This is a genomic window from Thauera phenolivorans (assembly GCF_001696715.1).
Classification (GTDB): domain Bacteria; phylum Pseudomonadota; class Gammaproteobacteria; order Burkholderiales; family Rhodocyclaceae; genus Thauera; species Thauera phenolivorans.
On the sequence record NZ_MBFM01000003.1, the window covers coordinates 248,298 to 264,481 of the forward strand.

At 68.2% G+C, this 16,184-nt stretch carries 18 protein-coding genes and 1 tRNA gene; 6 read left to right on the top strand and 13 right to left on the bottom strand.

Annotated features, from left to right (window positions below):
• The 10 genes from BB334_RS17545 to BB334_RS08085 form a co-directional block, all read right to left on the bottom strand.
• Window positions 1-508: SulP family inorganic anion transporter (locus tag BB334_RS17545; protein WP_269798998.1), on the bottom strand; the 508-nt coding region annotated here is incomplete at its 3' end.
• 9 nt (window positions 509-517) lie between these two features.
• On the bottom strand, window positions 518-1,378 hold the full coding sequence (locus BB334_RS08045; protein WP_068806889.1) for an MBL fold metallo-hydrolase: 861 nt from the start codon (window positions 1,376-1,378) through the stop codon (window positions 518-520).
• 45 nt (window positions 1,379-1,423) lie between these two features.
• A complete protein-coding gene (locus BB334_RS08050; protein ID WP_068806893.1) occupies window positions 1,424-2,425 on the bottom strand; it encodes an SLAC1 anion channel family protein in 1,002 nt (333 codons plus the stop codon).
• A gap of 24 nt (window positions 2,426-2,449) precedes the next feature.
• Window positions 2,450-2,881 (bottom strand): DUF2141 domain-containing protein, encoded by a 432-nt coding sequence (locus BB334_RS08055; protein ID WP_068806896.1) that lies wholly within the window; start codon window positions 2,879-2,881, stop codon window positions 2,450-2,452.
• Window positions 2,882-3,044: 163 nt separating this feature from the next.
• A complete protein-coding gene (locus BB334_RS08060; RefSeq protein ID WP_068806899.1) occupies window positions 3,045-3,461 on the bottom strand; it encodes a DsrE family protein in 417 nt (138 codons plus the stop codon).
• A 50-nt stretch (window positions 3,462-3,511) separates the two neighbouring features.
• Window positions 3,512-3,904: a DUF6858 family protein gene (locus tag BB334_RS08065; RefSeq protein ID WP_068806902.1), complete on the bottom strand. Its 393-nt coding sequence runs from the start codon at window positions 3,902-3,904 to the stop codon at window positions 3,512-3,514.
• A 177-nt stretch (window positions 3,905-4,081) separates the two neighbouring features.
• Window positions 4,082-4,726 (bottom strand): peroxiredoxin, encoded by a 645-nt coding sequence (locus BB334_RS08070; RefSeq protein WP_068806905.1) that lies wholly within the window; start codon window positions 4,724-4,726, stop codon window positions 4,082-4,084.
• 247 nt (window positions 4,727-4,973) lie between these two features.
• The gene (locus BB334_RS08075; RefSeq protein ID WP_068806907.1) at window positions 4,974-6,044 is read right to left on the bottom strand and encodes an RNA methyltransferase; all 1,071 of its coding nucleotides are present in this window, start codon (window positions 6,042-6,044) and stop codon (window positions 4,974-4,976) included.
• A 56-nt stretch (window positions 6,045-6,100) separates the two neighbouring features.
• A complete protein-coding gene (gene lon / locus BB334_RS08080; protein ID WP_068806909.1) occupies window positions 6,101-8,491 on the bottom strand; it encodes an endopeptidase La in 2,391 nt (796 codons plus the stop codon).
• Window positions 8,488-8,901: an Hsp20/alpha crystallin family protein gene (locus tag BB334_RS08085; RefSeq protein WP_068806912.1), complete on the bottom strand. Its 414-nt coding sequence runs from the start codon at window positions 8,899-8,901 to the stop codon at window positions 8,488-8,490. Before BB334_RS08085 ends, lon begins: the two co-directional genes overlap by 4 nt.
• 211 nt (window positions 8,902-9,112) lie before the next feature.
• Between BB334_RS08085 and BB334_RS08090 the strand changes: the two genes are divergently transcribed.
• The 5 genes from BB334_RS08090 to BB334_RS08110 all read left to right on the top strand — a co-directional run bounded on the left by BB334_RS08090 (window position 9,113) and on the right by BB334_RS08110 (window position 12,260).
• On the top strand, window positions 9,113-9,364 hold the full coding sequence (locus tag BB334_RS08090; protein ID WP_068806916.1) for an NF038104 family lipoprotein: 252 nt from the start codon (window positions 9,113-9,115) through the stop codon (window positions 9,362-9,364).
• A gap of 54 nt (window positions 9,365-9,418) precedes the next feature.
• The gene (ftsH, locus tag BB334_RS08095) at window positions 9,419-11,248 is read left to right on the top strand and encodes an ATP-dependent zinc metalloprotease FtsH (RefSeq protein ID WP_068806919.1); all 1,830 of its coding nucleotides are present in this window, start codon (window positions 9,419-9,421) and stop codon (window positions 11,246-11,248) included.
• Window positions 11,249-11,321: 73 nt separating this feature from the next.
• A complete protein-coding gene (locus BB334_RS18170) occupies window positions 11,322-11,525 on the top strand; it encodes a hypothetical protein (protein ID WP_158014382.1) in 204 nt (67 codons plus the stop codon).
• A gap of 45 nt (window positions 11,526-11,570) precedes the next feature.
• A tRNA-Met gene (locus BB334_RS08105) sits at window positions 11,571-11,647 on the top strand.
• 277 nt (window positions 11,648-11,924) lie between these two features.
• On the top strand, window positions 11,925-12,260 hold the full coding sequence (locus BB334_RS08110) for a hypothetical protein (protein WP_068806925.1): 336 nt from the start codon (window positions 11,925-11,927) through the stop codon (window positions 12,258-12,260).
• A gap of 19 nt (window positions 12,261-12,279) precedes the next feature.
• Here BB334_RS08110 and BB334_RS08115 read toward each other — a convergent pair whose 3' ends face one another.
• Window positions 12,280-12,861, bottom strand: coding sequence for a phasin family protein (locus BB334_RS08115; RefSeq protein WP_068806928.1), 582 nt, complete (start codon window positions 12,859-12,861; stop codon window positions 12,280-12,282).
• A 190-nt stretch (window positions 12,862-13,051) separates the two neighbouring features.
• Between BB334_RS08115 and BB334_RS08120 the strand changes: the two genes are divergently transcribed.
• Window positions 13,052-14,206, top strand: a complete 1,155-nt coding sequence (locus tag BB334_RS08120; protein ID WP_068806931.1) for a methionine aminotransferase — start codon at window positions 13,052-13,054, stop codon at window positions 14,204-14,206.
• An 18-nt stretch (window positions 14,207-14,224) separates the two neighbouring features.
• On the opposite strand, the gene BB334_RS17550 is transcribed toward BB334_RS08120, so the two are convergent.
• Window positions 14,225-14,746, bottom strand: coding sequence for an H-NS family nucleoid-associated regulatory protein (locus tag BB334_RS17550; RefSeq protein ID WP_083200351.1), 522 nt, complete (start codon window positions 14,744-14,746; stop codon window positions 14,225-14,227).
• A 182-nt stretch (window positions 14,747-14,928) separates the two neighbouring features.
• On the bottom strand, window positions 14,929-16,047 hold the full coding sequence (locus tag BB334_RS08125) for an ISAs1 family transposase (RefSeq protein ID WP_068804595.1): 1,119 nt from the start codon (window positions 16,045-16,047) through the stop codon (window positions 14,929-14,931).
• Window positions 16,048-16,184 lie beyond the last annotated feature (137 nt).

Genomic DNA, 16,184 nt, shown 5'->3' on the forward strand with positions numbered 1-16,184 from the left:
TCTCGACCACCGTGCTGCCCTTCGCGGCAATGCCGAGCAGGGCGGGCAGCTGGCCGATCGCGATCACCAGCGCGGCGCCGGTGATGAAGCCGTGCAGCACGGGCGCGCCGAGCAGGGCCGCGAGGGTCTCGAGGCGGAGCAGCGCGGCGACGAGGAAGACCGCCGCCATCTCGAGCGCGAGCACCAGCGCCGCGAGGTGGGGCTCGATCCCGTGCGCCGCGCTCACCGCGCCGATCGCCTGCGCGGTCATCATCGCCAGTACCGCCACCGGGCCCACCGCGAGCGTGGTGCTCGAGCCGAACAGCGCATAACCGACGATCGGCAGCAGGCTCGCCATCACCCCCACCACCGGTGGCAGGCCCGCGAGCATCGCGTAGGCCAGGCTTTGTGGCACCAGCAAGATGGTGACGATGACGGCGGCGACGAGGTCGTCGGTCAGCGCCGATTGCCGATAGGCGCGCCAGCGCCCGGCAAGCGAGGGCGGGGCGATGGCGGTGTCGGTCTGCATGCCTTGCCCTTACAGCAGGTCGAGCGGGATCTTCAGGTAGCTGACGCCGTTGTCCTCCGCCGGCGGCAGGTGGCCGGCGCGCACGTTCACCTGCACCGCGGGCAGGATCAGGGTGGGCATCTCCAGGGTCTTGTCGCGTGCGGTGCGCATGGCGACGAACTCGGTCTCGGTGACGCCGTCGTGCACGTGGACGTTGCTCTCGCGCTGCGCGGCGACCGTGGTTTCCCACACCGGCTCGCGGTCGTCGGGCGGATAGTCGTGGCACAGATGCATCCGGGTGTCGGGCGGCAGCGCGAGTACCTTGCGGATCGAGCGGTAGAGGGTGGCGGCATCGCCGCCGGGGAAGTCGCAGCGCGCGGTGCCATAATCGGGCATGAACAGGGTGTCGCCGACGAAGGCGTCCTTGCCCACCAGGTAGGTGAGACAGGCCGGGGTGTGGCCGGGCGTGTGGATGACCTCGACCTCGAGCTCGCCGATCGCGAAGCGCTCGCCGTCCTCGAACAGGTGGTCGAACTCCCGCCCCTCGGTATTCATGTCCCCGGCGTTGAAGATCTTCTTGAACGTCGCCTGCACCTCGCGGATGTGGGCGCCGATGCCGATGCGGCCGCCGAGCTTCGACTGCAGGTAGGGCGCGGCGGAGAGGTGGTCGGCGTGGGCGTGGGTTTCGAGCAGCCACTCGACCGTGAGGCCGGCTTCGCGCACGTAGTCGATCACCTTGTCGGCGCTGTCGCGCGAGGTCCGTCCGGCCTTGGGGTCGTAGTCGAGCACGCTGTCGATGATCGCCGCGCGCGCAGTGGCCGGGTCCGACATCACGTGGGTGACGGTGGAGGTTTCAGGGTCGAAGAATGACTTGATGTCGGCGGTCGGCATGCGGGGGCTCCTGTCTCTTGGGGTCGTCTTCTTAGGTGGGGTCGTTCACTCGGGCACACAGATCCGTGCACGGGCCGCGGCGGCGAGGGTCGCGAGCGTGAGCAGGGCGACGAGTCCGCTCAGTAGCGCAAGCATGAGCCAGGCCAGTGCGCCATAGAAGCCCGCGCCGCTGCGGGCGGCCATCTCGAAGGTGGCGATCGTCATCGCCGCGAGCGGGAAGGAATACGCCCAGGCGGAGATGAAGAAGGGCAGGCGCACGAAGCGCGGCGCGTTGCTCGCGAGCAGCAGGGTGAGGAACAGCGCGGTGAAGTAGAGCACGCGGGCAAAGGCGTCGATCTCGCCGGCGAGGGCCACATAGGCGAGAAAGCCCGCCGCGGGGGGCGCGATCAGGATGAACAGGGTCGGCGTCAGCCGCGCCGGCAGCGCCTCGTGGAAGAACAGCCGATAGAGCACGATGGCAAGCAGCGCCAGCCAGAACACGAGGCCGATGCTGAAGAAGAACCAGCTCACATCGGCGGGGGCGTAGCGCACGCCGACGATCGGGACCAGGATGTTGCCCACCACCGGGATGAACCACGCCGGGTTTACGTGCTTGATGTCGTAGTGGGTGTGGTGGATCCAGCTGCTCATCGCGTAGAGGGTGAAGCCCAGGTGTGCGCCGCTGCCGATGCCCCAGACCCAGCGCGCGGTGAAGGGTGCGTCGGCAGCCCAGGCGATCGACAGCAGGATCATTCCGATCGAGATGGCCGGCAGGAAGTTGAGCCGGACTGGATGCTTGCAGTCGGCGCGTACCGCGTCGGGGTGGACCGCCAGTTTGGCGGCATACATCGCGAGCAGGAACAGAAATAATGCACTCGCCGCCCAGCGCAGGACGATGCCGATCTCGAGCGGCGCGCCGCCCACATGGGAGGCCTTGATCCAGGCGATGGCGAGACCGGCGATCCCCATCACGGTGGAAAACAGGGCGACCGGGAAGTGGGCGAGCCTGTCCGCGGGGATGGCGCTGACGGTAGCGGCGGAGGCGGAGGCGGGGGCGGGGGCGTTCATGGTGGCGCCTGCTTGCGTCGAAGCTCAGTAGCGGATGTCGATTCCCAGCGCGGTCGCGCCGCTGCCGGGCGCGAGCTCGAAGGCGCTGTCGTCGAAGGTCGGGGGGCCGATCACGGTGGGGTTGTTGGAAAGACCGTAGCCTTCGGTGGGGAACATGCCGAGGCGGCGGTTGAGTTCGCCGTTACCGTCTTCGTCATGGTAGGCCATGATCGCGTAGCGGCCCGGCGGCAGGCCGGTGAAGCTCACCCGGACCTCGCCGGCGGCGGCCGGCACCTCTTGCACCGCGAGTGCGTGCGCTTCCTTGCGGAAGGTCTTCGAATCGGCGTAGAGGCCGACCCGCACGCTGCCACGGTCGTGCTGCACGCCCGACAGGGTGAGGTCGAGGCGAAGTTCGTCGGCCATCGCGGCAGTGCTGGCGGTGGCCGACAGCAGGAAGGCGAGGAGGTGGGATTTCATCTGCGGGTCCTGAAGCCGCGGCCGCCGGGTATGGGAGCGCCGCTTGGAGCGTGAGAATAAGCAAAAACTAATGTTTTCGGCAATCGGACCGGTTCGCGCCAGCGCCTGACGCCCCCGGGGGCGGCCGGCTCAGGGATGCACTCTCCTTGCCGGCCGCGTGCACTCAGAAGCCGATGACCTTGCGCCCCGGTTCGAGGAGCGCACGCCCCATGTCGGCCGGCTTGGCCGCCGTGATGCCGTCCTTCAGGTCCTCCGGCTTGTGGCCGGCATTGGGCAGGTAGAGGGCGCACACCGAAGCCGTCGCCCCCTTCTTCATCGCTGCGTCGAGCAGCTGGGCGGGCGTGACGTCGTTGGGCTTCAGGGCGTCGCCGCCGGCGTTCTTCAAGGCGAGATCACCCGCCTCGTCGCACAGCAGGATGTCGACCTGCGCGCCCTGTTCCTGCATCTGGTTGGCGAGCACCATCGCCATGCCCTGGGTCATCGTGCTGTCGTCGTTGAGCACGACGGTCACCGCTTGCTTTTCGGCCATGGCGGCGCCGGATGCGAAGGCGAGTGCGAGGATTGCGAGGGTCTTCTTCATGGGTGTGTCTCCTGTGTGATCGAAGTGGATCGGGGGTGGGTCGGTGCCGTTCAGGCGGGTTTGCGCAGGCTCAGCACCCACTCGGTCATCTTGCGGTTGGCCTCGGGCATCGGCGCCTCGAGGAAGCTGATGACGAAGCGGTCGGGCAGTTCGGCGATCCCGATCGAGCGCGGACGCACGGCGAGCATCGCGGGATCGGGCAGCTTGGTGCCGAAGCAGAAGATCAGGTTCTTTGCCGCGAGGATGTCGGGGCGAATCTCGCCGCCGATCATCTTGGTGTGGCCATAGTGGTCGAACACCGAGATCAGGCGCACCGCAGGATCGACCTCGGCCTTCGCCTCGAGCGCGCGCAGCAGCTCGTCGAGGTGTTCATAGGGGGTCTCGCTCTTTTCGATTTCGAGCAGGTGGATCGGGTACTTGTCGGCGAGAAGGCGGTTCTGCATGGTGGCTTCCTTTCCAGATGGAGATCGAGGGGGCGTCGGCGGCCTTTCCCTGACAGGTCGGGTGCCGGCACCTTCTGACGCGCGAATCTGCCCTGACCCTGCCCAAGCCCTGACGACGGTGCGCCCCGACGACCCGCCGTGCGGGCGGGTGGCCGGGGCGGGCCGTGCTCCGAAAGCTCAGAGCGACTTGGTCGAGTAATACCAGTCGACCGTGTCGTAGCCTTCGGCGGCACGCTTGTCGGCGGCCTCCGCGGTCTTGGGCGGCGGCACGATGACCGGCTGGCCCGGAAGCCAGTTCTCGGGCGTGGCGACGCCGTTCTCGTCCGAGGTCTGCAGGGCCTGCAACAGGCGCACGAACTCGTCGATGCTGCGGCCGTTGCTCATCGGATAGTAGACCATCGCGCGCAGGATGCCGTTGGGGTCGATGAAGAAGGTCGCGCGCACCGCCTGGGTGTCTGCGGCGCCGGGGTGGACCATGCCATAGGCACGGGCGACGTCCATCTTGATGTCCTCGATGATCGGGAACGGGATGTCGACGCCGAACTTCTCCTGGATGTTGCGCGTCCAGGCGAGGTGCGAGAACAGGCTGTCGATCGAGAGGCCGAGCAGCTCGCAGTTCATCGCGGCGAAGGTGGGGGCGGCCTTGGCGAAGCCGATGAATTCGGTGGTGCACACCGGGGTGAAGTCGGCCGGGTGGGAGAACAGGATGAGCCACTTGCCAAGATAGTCGGCGAGCGAGCGGTCACCGTGGGTGGTGCGGGCACTGAAGGCCGGGGCCGGCTCATTGAGACGGGGGAAGCTGGCTTGCTGGACGTCTTCCATGGTGCATCTCCTGGGGTGGTGGAGGGCTGTCGGTGCCCGACATCACGCAATCCCCGTGCCACCTCCAGGGCGAGCGAATGAGAAATACTTGCAAACCGCCAGAGCGACTGGCAGTCCGACCGATCCCGGGCGGATGCAGGCCAACCCGATACCGCGTCGATTCCCTGTCAGCGTGAGCGTGACCTGCCATCCGTGACAGCGTTGTCAGTCGCCGCTGATGGCAGAGTTGCGTGCGCCGCCGCCGCGATCAGGGCCTGGGCACTGCTTCGATGCGGATCGCACCGGCGCTGGGAGTGCGGCGTCCCGCGAGGCGCGCGGCAGCGGCCTCGCCGCGGGCGCGCAGCTGGCCGCAGCCGCCGTCGACGTCCTGGCCCGCCGACTGGCGCAGCTTGGTCAGCACCCCGCGCCGGTGGAGCTGGCGCGCCATTTCGGCGGCGGCCTCCCAGGAGGGGCGGCGGAAGTCGAGTTCCTCCACCGTGTTGTAGGGGATCAGGTTCATCACCGCATACCTGCCCGCGAGCAGGCGGGCGATGCCGTCGATCTCCTCAGGGCCGTCGTTGATTCCCTCGAGCAGGGTCCATTGGTACTGAATCGGATAGCCGGTGTCGCGCGCATAGCGCTCGCCGAGTTCGACCAGCGCGGCCGGATCGATGCGCGGCGCCTGCGGCAGCAGCCGTTCGCGCAGCGCGGCGCGGGTGCTGTGCAGCGACAGCGCGAGCGCCGGCTTCACCTCGCCATGCGGCAGGCGCTCGAATACGCGGTGGTCGCCAACCGTGGAGAACACCAGGTTCTTGTGCCCGATGCCGCCCTCGGTGCCAAGCAGCGCGATCGCCTCGAGCACGTTGTCGAGATTGTGCGCCGGCTCGCCCATGCCCATGAACACCACCTTCTTCACCGTGCGGCGGCGGCGTGCGAGCGCAACCTGGGCGACGATCTCGGCGCTGCCGAGCTGGCGCAGCAACCCGGCGCGGCCGGTCATGCAGAACACGCAGCCGACCGCGCAGCCGACCTGGGTCGACACGCACAGGCCGTCGCGCGGCAACAGCACGCTCTCCACCGTCTGGCCGTCCGCGAGCTCGACCAGCAGGCGCGCGGAGTCGTCCTCGCCCGCATGCTCGGAGCGCACGCGGGCGAGCCGCGCGAGCTCGACGTCGAGCGCGGGCAGGGCATTCTGCAGGGCGAGCGGGAAGAAGTCCTGCGCCCGGCCGCGCCGCGTGTCGAGCGAGCGCTGCTGGCTCCAGGCGCGCAGAAAGCGGGCCTCGTGGGCGGGCTTGGCGCCGAGCGCGCGCAGGCGCTGGCGGAGGTGTTCGATCTGCATCGGGCGGGTGACGGGCGGGGCGGAGGGCGATTGTACTGCCCCGCCCCGCGTGCCGCTCATCCTTGCCCAGGCCCGAGGGCCAGCCCGAGCGCGTCCTCGACCGTCTCCAGCCAGTGGAACTGCAATTTCTCGCGGGCGTCGGCGGGGATGTCCTCGAGGTCCTTGCGGTTGCGCGCGGGCAGCAGCACGGTGCGGATGCCCGCGCGCTGGGCGGCGAGTACCTTCTCCTTGATGCCGCCCACCGGCAGCACCAGGCCGCGCAGGCTGATCTCGCCGGTCATCGCGAGATCGGCGGGTACCGGCCGCTTCTGCACCAGCGAAGCAAGTGCGATGAACATCGCCACCCCGGCGCTCGGGCCGTCCTTGGGGATCGCGCCGGCGGGCACATGGACGTGGATGTCGCTGCGGTCGAACAGCGCGGCTTCCAGCCCGAACTGCGCGGCATGTCCCTTGACCAGGGTGAGCGCGGCCTGCGCGCTCTCCTTCATGACCTCGCCGAGCTGGCCGGTGAGGATCAGCTTGCCGCTGCCCGGCGTGAGGCTGGCCTCGATGAACAGGATGTCGCCGCCGACCGGCGTCCACGCGAGCCCGGTCGCGACCCCCGGCAGCGCGGTGCGCATCGCGACCTCGCTCTCGAAGCGCGCCGCACCGATGATCGCGTGCAGATCGCCGGCGCCGATCTCGACCGGACCCGCCGCGCCTTCGGCGATGCGCACCGCGGCGTGGCGCACCAGGCGGCCGATCTCGCGCTCCAGGTTGCGCACCCCGGCCTCGCGCGTGTAGTCGCGGATCAGGCCGCGTATCGCATCCTCGCCGATCCGGCAGCGCTCGGCGTCGAGGCCGTTGGCGAGCAGCTGGCGCGGCACGAGGTAGCGGATGGCGATCTCGGTCTTCTCTTCCTCGGTGTAGCCGGGCAGCTCGATCACCTCCATGCGGTCGCGCAGCGGGCCCGGCACGCTGTCCATCACGTTGGCGGTGCAGATGAACATCACCGCCGACAGGTCGAAGGGGACACCGAGGTAGTTGTCGCGGAAGCTCGCATTCTGCTCGGGGTCGAGCACCTCGAGCAGGGCGGCCGAGGGGTCGCCGTGGATACCGGCGCCGAGCTTGTCCATCTCGTCGAGCATCAGCACGCAGTTGCGGCTGCCGGCCTTGCGCAGCGCCTGGATGATGTTGCCCGGCAGCGCACCGACGTAGGTGCGGCGGTGGCCGCGGATCTCGGCCTCGTCATGCACGCCGCCGAGGCTGACGCGGGCGAACTTGCGTCCGGTCGCGCGCGCAATGCTCTGGCCGAGCGAGGTCTTGCCCACCCCGGGCGGGCCGACGAAGCACAGGATCGGGCTACGCCCCTGCGGGTTGAGCTTGTGCACCGCGAGGTGCTCGAGGATGCGGCGCTTGACCTTCTCCAGTCCGCAATGGTCCTCGTCGAGGATGCGGCGCGCCTCGGCGATGTCGATGCGGTCCTCGGTGGCGACCGACCACGGCAGCTCGGTGAGCCACTCGAGGTAGGTCAGCAGCATCGAGTACTCCGCCTGCGCCTCGTTCATGCGGGCCAGGCGCTTGAGCTCCTTGCGGGCGTGGCGGTCGGCCTCCTCCGGCATCCCCGCCTTGTCGATTGCGGCGGAGAGCGCCTCGAGCTCGGCGCGCTCGGTCTCCTCCTCGCCGAGCTGCTGCTGGATCGTCTTGAGCTGTTCGCGCAGCAGGAACTCGCGCTGATGCTGGTCGATGCGGCCCTTGGTTTCCTGGTCGATCTTGTGCGACAGGCGCTGCACCTCGAGGCGGTGGCCGAGCAGGGTCAGCACGCGGTCGGCGCGCTGCTCGACGTCGAGCAGCTCGAGGATCTCCTGCTTTTCCTCGGGCTTCATCTCGATCAGGCTGGCGAGGAAGTCGGCGAGGGCGCCGGCGGCGCCGAAGGCCTGCACGGTGTTGGGCAATTCGGGCGAGGCCGCAGGCTGGAGTTCGAGCAACTCGGCGGTGCGCGCCTTCATGCGTGCGAGGCGGGCCTCGAGTTCGGGCGACTCCGTCTGGTCGTCCGGCAGCAGCTCGACGCGGGCGGCGAGATAGGGCAGGTCGGGCAGGAACTCGCGCACGCGGAAGCGCTGCTCGCCCTGGCAGACGAGGTGATGGCTGCCATCGGGCGCGGTCAGGTAGCGCACGATGGTGGCGCTCGTGCCCACCGTGTGCAGCTGCTCCGGCGTGGGGTCTTCGGTCGCCGGGTCGCGCTGCAGCAGCACGCCGATCGGGCTCTGCTCACGCATCGCCGCCTGCGCGGCGGCGACCGACGACGGCCGGCCGATGGTGATTGGCGCGATGAAGCCGGGGAAGAGCACGAGGTTGCGCATCGGCACGATGATCAGCGCGTCCTCCGGCAGGGCGGGCGTCGCCTCCGCTGCCGCGGGCGCAGTGTCCGCCGCGGAGTCGGGCAGTTTGCGGTCGAGATCGGTCATCGCTGCGCCCCCCTGCTCAGCTCGAGCACCAGACAGCCGTTACTGAAGGACTTGCGCACCGAGGCGAACTCCCCGGGCGGCAGTTCGATGCGGCGCTCGAAGCGGCCATGCGGGATCTCGAGCTGGCGGATGGTGCCGCGGCGGCAGGCCACCGGCAAGGTGCGCTGGCCGCGGATCACCAGGGTGTGAGCCTCCACCAGCACCTGTACCTGCTCCGGCGCCACGTCGGGCAGGGCGACGAGCACCAGCAGGCCGTCGTCCTGTTCGAACACATCCACCGGCGGCGCCCAGCTCGGACCGGAGCGGGCGTCGCGCTGAAGGCGGAAGAACTGGCGCTGCATGCGCTCGGCGCGGTCGAGCATTTCCAGCGCTTCGCCCCAGATCGAGGCGGCGGGGTCGCGAATCGGCATTCTGCTTACCTCCATCGGCCGGCGTCGACTGCCGGCGTCGTGTCGTCGTCCACACTATAGGTGGTCACAGGATGCCATGTCGGGACGAGGCGGGCGCGCTGCAAGCCCCCACGTCGCGCGTGTCGCCGGAGCGGTGCCGCCGTCATCGAGCGCGCTGCGGCGAATGCGGCTAGAGTAATGGTCTTAAACGGTTTTTCGGCGGGAGACGGGCTTGATCGAAGTTGAAACGGATGGGCGGACGGATGCGGCCCGCGGATGCGCGGCGCGAAAGCCGGGTGGCCGTGGCGCGCTGATCGGCGCGTTGCTGGCCTGCGTTTTCGGCCTGCAGGGCTGTGCGGTGGTGGCGGTGACGGGCGCGGTGGTCACGGTGGCGGCCACTGCGGTTTCCACCACCGCAAAAGTCGCGGGTGCGGGGATCGACCTGATCATCCCGGACGGCGACGATGACGAGGACGACGACTAGGGCCACGACCGGGCGACCGCGAGGGCGGTCGGCGGTACGAAGGAGCTGAGCGGCATGAACAGACAGCAGCAATGGAACATCTGGTATGTGGTGGCGACCTTTCTCCTGCTGATGCTGTTCCAGAACTGGTGGACGGCGAGCCGAAGCGTCGAGGCCATCCCCTACAGCGAGTTCCTCGTGCTGCTCGACGAGGGCCGCATCGCCGAGCTCACGGTGCAGCAGGAGCAGATCACCGGCCGCTTCAAGGAGCCGATCGGAGGCAAGAACTTCTTCGTCACCAACCGCGTCGAGCCGGCGCTCGCGGATCAGATCCGCGACTCCGGCGCGACCTTCACCGGCACGGTGCAGAACACCTTCCTCTCCAACTTGCTGTCCTGGCTGCTGCCGCTGCTGGTGTTCTTCGGCGTGTGGATGTTCGTGTTCCGCCGCTTCGCCGAGAAGCAGGGGCTGGGCGGCATGGTCAACGTCGGCAAGTCGAAGGCGAGGGTGCTGGTCGAGCGCGACACCGGGGTCACCTTCGACGACGTCGCCGGCGTGGACGAGGCCAAGCTCGAGCTGCAGGAGATCGTCTCCTTCCTGCGCGACAAGGAACGCTACGGCCGTCTCGGCGCGCGCATACCCAAGGGCATCCTGCTGGTCGGCCCGCCGGGGACCGGTAAGACGCTGATCGCGAAGGCGGTGGCGGGTCAGGCCGGCGTGCCCTTTTTCTCGATCTCGGGCTCGGAGTTCGTCGAGATGTTCGTCGGGGTGGGCGCGGCGCGCGTGCGCGACCTCTTCGAGCAGGCGCGCAAGGCCGCGCCCTGCATCATCTTCATCGACGAAATCGACGCCCTCGGCCGCGCGCGCGGTATGGGCAGCTTCGGCGGCCACGACGAGAAGGAGCAGACCCTCAACCAGCTCCTCAGCGAGCTCGACGGCTTCGATCCGCGCGAGGGCATCGTGCTGCTGGCTGCCACCAACCGGCCCGAGATCCTCGACCCGGCGCTGCTGCGCGCCGGCCGCTTCGACCGCCAGGTGGTGCTCGACCGGCCCGACCGCAAGGGCCGCGAGGCGATTCTCGCGGTGCATGCGAAGCGGGTGAGGCTCGCTGCAGGCGTCTCGCTCGAGCAGATCGCCGGGATCACCCCCGGCTTCACCGGCGCCGACCTCGCCAACCTGGTCAACGAGGCGGCGATCGTCGCCACTCGGCGAGGCGGTGACGAGGTCATGCTGGACGACTTCACCGCCGCCGTCGAGCGCATCGTCGCCGGCGCCGAGCGCAAGGGTCGGCTGCTGCAGCCTCACGAGCGCGAAGTGGTCGCCTATCACGAGATGGGCCACGCGCTCGTCGCCGCCAGCCTGCCCGGCAGCGACCCGGTGCACAAGGTGTCGATCATCCCGCGCTCGATCGGCGCGCTCGGCTACACGATGCAGCGCCCGACCGAGGACCGCTTCCTGATCACCACCCGCGAGCTGCGCGAGCGCATGACGGTGCTGCTCGCCGGTCGCGCCGCCGAGCAGACCGTGTTCGGCGAGATCTCCACCGGCGCCGCCGACGACCTCGCCAAGGTCACCGACATCGCGCGCCAGATCGTCACCCGCTTCGGCATGACCGAGAGCCTCGGCCAGGCCGTGCTCGAGCGCCAGAGCACCAGCTACCTCGGCGACCAGCAGATCGGTGTGCGTGAAAAGGACTATTCGGAGGAAACCGCGCGCGAGGTCGACCTCGCCGTTCGGCAGCTGATCGACGATGCCTATGCGCGCGCGCTCGAGATCCTCGCCGGGCGTCGAGATCTGCTCGACGAGGGCGCGCGCCTTCTGCTGGAGAAGGAAACCCTCACCCCGGAGGACTTTCCGGCCCTTGCTCCGCAGCCGGGGGGCCGCGGAGAGGCGACAAGTGCGTGACGCCGTGAAAAAGATGTGTGGAGCGTGCGGAATATCACGGACACAACACTTTTTTTCCGGCAGAATTATATTTATGAATTTAAAGCGAATTCCCTTCCTGCGAGCCTTCGATCCGAGCGAGCGGCGGCACCCTGCGTTTCTGCTGCCGGAAGGCGTGCTGGAGGCCTATGCGTGCCTTGATCTCGACGTCCAGACGGCGTGTCGCAGCCTGCTGGACGAGGGCGCCGAACGCGCGCTGCAGTTGCGCCAGGCATTTCTTCGCCGCACCGCAAATTAATTCTTGCAACGCAGCACAGGTTTGGGTATAGTTTGGTTTCTCCGACGCGGGGTGGAGCAGTCTGGCAGCTCGTCGGGCTCATAACCCGAAGGTCGCAGGTTCAAATCCTGCCCCCGCAACCAGTTTCAAGCAAGACGCCAATCCTTCGGGGTTGGCGTTTTGCTTTCCGGGGTCCGATCGTCTGCGGTTACCTTGGCGTGCAGGGACATTCGGGGACGTAACCGCTCGAATTACCTGTTCAGCGGCTTGCTGCGGCTTCGAGGCAGGTAAATAATACGTTAATAACCTGAGGGGTCCTCCTCGGCCCGTTCCAGCTATTGTCGTATTCCCCGGTTGCCGCCGTCGAGCGCCCTCGCCAGGTGCGCTTTCAGCCGCGACCGGGCCTCTGCCGGAGGTCAGATGAAGCTCACCGATCCTGCACAACTTGCCGCCAAGATGGTTGAGGTCGATGCCGACCTCGACCTGGCGGGGATGCCCTCCTATTCGCACATGTGGGCGACGAACGCCCGGCTGCGCGCCGAGCTCGCGCGCGCCGAGTCGCACCTGCAGATGATGACCCTGGCCCTGTCGAAGGCGAAAAGCCACCTCCTGCACGTCGAACTCGTCGCGCGCTCGGCGGCGAGTGTCGAGCAGGTCGGTCGTCAGCTCGCCCGACTCCGGCAGGATCGCGACCTGCTCGAGGCCGAGTGGCGCGCCCGCTTCGACGCCGGCGCTGCGGACGGCCCGGACGCCTGATCGGGCGTGCCGTCGCGGCTCAGTTCGGTTCGTCGGCAGCGGCGGCCGACTTCGATGCGGCGCCGCGGCGCGCCGGCTGCGTCTGCGCTCCCGTGCCAGTGTCGACGATCGCGCCCGAGACGCCTTCGGCAGCTTCGCCGACCTGGCGGCCCATGCGCTCGTAGAGGTCGTTGGTGAGCTCGATCGCCGACTGCATTGCCGCGAACATCGATTCCGAACCCGCGGGCGCAGTCTTGCCGGCATCGCTCAGAAGTCGCTCGAGGGCGTGGTTCACCTCGGTCAGCCAGCGCTTGCCGATGCCGAGGTACTCACGCTGACCTTCGGCGAGGATCTCGCCGACCTGGCGCGCGTAGTCGAGTGTGCGATCCAGTTCCGGCTTCACCGCTTCCGGTAGCACGGCGCTTGCGTCGCGCTCGCGCCTCGTGCCAAGCGCTTCTGCGGCGCGGGCAAGGCTCTTTCCGGTGAAGTCGCGGGCGAAGTCGAGGTTGAGGGCGAGGAGTCGTTCGCTGCGGACGATCGTTTCGGTGCCGAAGGCGTGGAAGGCTTGGATGCTGGCCTCGTGGGCGGCCGCCAGGTCACGATGGGAAGCTTCGGATTTCATTGCCGGTGTCTCCATTGCGTGGATCGAGGGATGTCCGTCCGCTCGCGGCGGGCGGGAACATATTGCGGTGGTGCAATATGGAGCCAAGCGTGAGCGGCGACTGTCTCAAGGGAATGAAGCCTGTGTTGCAGTTTTTGTGACAGCCGGCCGCCCGGACGGGGCTGGATCCGTTGAACGAGAGAGGCCGGCAATGCGCATCCGCTCCAAGCTGCCCGAGGTGGGCACGACCATCTTCACCGTGATGAGCGCGCTCGCCACCGAGCACGGCGCGATCAACCTGTCGCAGGGCTTTCCCGACTATCCCTGCGACCCGGCGCTGCTCGATGCGCTCGCCGAGGCGGCACGCGCCGGCCACAACCAGTATGCGCCGATGGCCGGGCTGCCTGCGCTGCGCCAAGCGATCGCCGCCAAGCATGGCTTGCAGCACGGCATCACGCTCGACTCCGAGACGGAAATCACGGTGACCGCGGGTGCCACCCAGGCGCTCTATACCGCGATCGCCACCGTGCTCCACCCGGGCGATGAGGCGATCGTGCTCGATCCCTCCTACGACAGCTATGCGCCGGCGATCCTCGCCCAGGGCGCGCGGCCGGTGCATGTCGCGCTCGCGGCCCCCGACTTCGCGGTGGATTGGGCGGCAGTGGAGGCGGCGGTGAGCCCGCGCACCCGCCTCGTGATCATCAACAACCCGAACAACCCGGCGACCTCGGTGATGACGGCGCCCGACCTCGATGCGCTCGCGGCGATCGCCGAACGGCATGACCTCCTCGTGCTCGCCGACGAGGTGTATGAGCATCTGGTGTTCGATGGCCTGCGGCACCACAGCGTGCTCGCCCACGAGCGCTTGCGCGCGCGCAGCTTCGCGGTTTACTCCTTTGGCAAGACCTTCCACGCCACCGGCTGGAAGATCGGCTATTGCGTGGCGCCGCCGGCGCCCACCGCGGAGTTCCGCAAGCTGCACCAGTTCCTGGTGTTCTCGGTGAATACGCCGGGCCAGCACGCGCTCGCCGCCCATCTGGGCGAACCGGCGCGCTGGCAGGGGCTGGCGAACGACTTCCAGCGCCGGCGCGACCTGCTCGCGCCCGGTCTCGCTGCCGCTGGCTTCCATCTTCTGCCCAGCCGTGGAACGTATTTCCAGCTCGCCGACTATTCCGCGATCCGGCCCGACCTCGACGATCTCGCCTTCGCCCGCTGGCTCACGCTCGAGCATGGCGTGGCGAGCATCCCGGTGTCGGCCTTCTACCGCAATCCGCCGCCGGGGCAGCGCGTCGTGCGCTTCTGCTTCGCGAAGCAGGACGCCACGCTGCGGCAGGCCATCGACCGGCTGGAGGGAGTGCGGCGCTGAGTCGGCCGACGACGACGATCAGCCGGGGCGGCGGCGGAGCTTTTCGGCAGTGTTTTCGAGCGCGGTCCAGGAGCCGCCGAGCGAGAGGTACACGTCGAGCCATTCGGGCCGCTCGCCGTCGCCGGTCCAGGTCAGATTGCGGTTGGACGGGTGCATGTAGCGGATGCGGGGCGGAGCGGAAACAGGAGGCTCGGAGGCGGGGTGCTCGGAGACGGGAGGCTCGGGAGCGGGAGGCTCGGGAGCGGGAGGCTCGGGAGCGGGCAGAGGCTCGGCCGGCGCTTCCTGGGTAGCCGCCTTGCGCCTGCGAGCGGGTGCGGGCGGCGCGTCGCGTCGCGCCTCCGTCAACCCTTCACCTTCCTCCGGCGCGGGGGCTCTGGTTTCGCCTGCGTGCTCCTGTGGCACAGCGGTTTGCGCGTCAGGCAAAGTCTCGCCAGCGGTCGATCGGGATTCGGCAATTTCAGCGCGTTCGATCGCGGTGCGGATGTCGGCGAGCAGGCGCTCGAGCTCGAGCGTGGAGTAATCACGCAGGGGACGTTGCATTGGGGAACCGGGCTGGATTTGATTCGGGAGGTGGCGCGAAAGTCTACCCCGCCGACCGCCGGGCGCAAGACAAATCGTCCATTGACGCGCGCGTCTCGCACGGTCGGTTCGAATCCTCACCGGTGCGAGCGGCGGCAACGTCGGCGCGCGGCCTGCCGATATCCCAGGGCCTCCGCACTCGCCTAGCATATTGATCGAATCCCCAGCATGCGCTCCCGTACTCCGTCATCCCACGCCGCCCCCTTGCGCTTGAGCCGAAGGCTGCTCTTGCGCGTGTCGGTCTTGTCGGCGCGGATGATGTTGAGCGCGATTTTGCGCAGCATCGACAGGTTCTGCGGCGCATTGTCCTTGGCCACCGTGCTGGCGTCCTCGCTGAAGCTGACGTCGAGGATCCAGTGAAGCCGGTTCTCCACGCCCCAATGCGCACGGACTGCGGTGGCCAGTTGCTCGGCGGTGAGGGCGCGCGAGCTGATGTAGTAGCGCCGCTCCAGATCGGATTCCTTGTCGCCGACCACCCGCATGGAGTCGATGCGCCCGATCGTGACACATTTGGGCCAGTCGGCCGGATCGACGATGCCCTTGGCCGAGAGCACCGAAGCGATCTGCCCAACGGTGCGTCCGTGGCCGCGTTCGACCAGCGCGCTGCGGTCGACCGACTCAACACCGTGCTGGTCGATGAAGGCGGTCTCGATCGCTTCGAGCAGCTTGGGCTGGTTGCCCTTGACCATCAGCAGGTAGTCGCCCTTCTTCGCAACGATCTGTTTGGCAATGCTTTTCTGGCAGCCCATGGCGTCGATCGTGACCAGCAGGCCCTTGATCGAGAGCGCCTCGAGCAGCTCGGGAATCGCGGTGATCTCGTTGCTCTTGGCGGCGACCTTCTCCTGGCCGAGCACCAGTCCGAGCTCGGTGGCGAAGGCGCTGACCATGTGGATCGCGCTCTCGCCGCCGGTGCCCGAGCCGCGCACGGTCTTGCCGTCGATTGCGATCGTGCCAGCCAGGCCCGCATCGTCGCTGAGCGCACCGACCACGCCGCCCACCCAGCGCCGGAACATGTTCTCGAACTGCTTCGGATCGAGCGCGCGCAGGATCCGCAGGAAGGTCTCCTCGGACGGGATGCCGTTCTTGAGCACGAGGAAGCGACGCAGCCACGCCTCCTTGGTGCGCGCCCAGAAGGTGATGTCCTCGACCGTGTCGCAATCCGAGAGCACGGCGGCGATCAGGATCACCAGGATCTCCCGGAAGTCGTGCAAGGTGCCGTTACTCGGCTTGCGCGGATCATCGATTTCGTCCAGATAGCTCATCAGGGAACCCCTTTGCGTCGCACTCACGCTCTTTGCCCAAAAGACGAGAGTAGACGTGATTTTCGAAGGGTCCACAAGATGAATGCATAAGATGTTGAATGTGAACGACTATTTCCAGGTGGCTATGCGATCAGGGA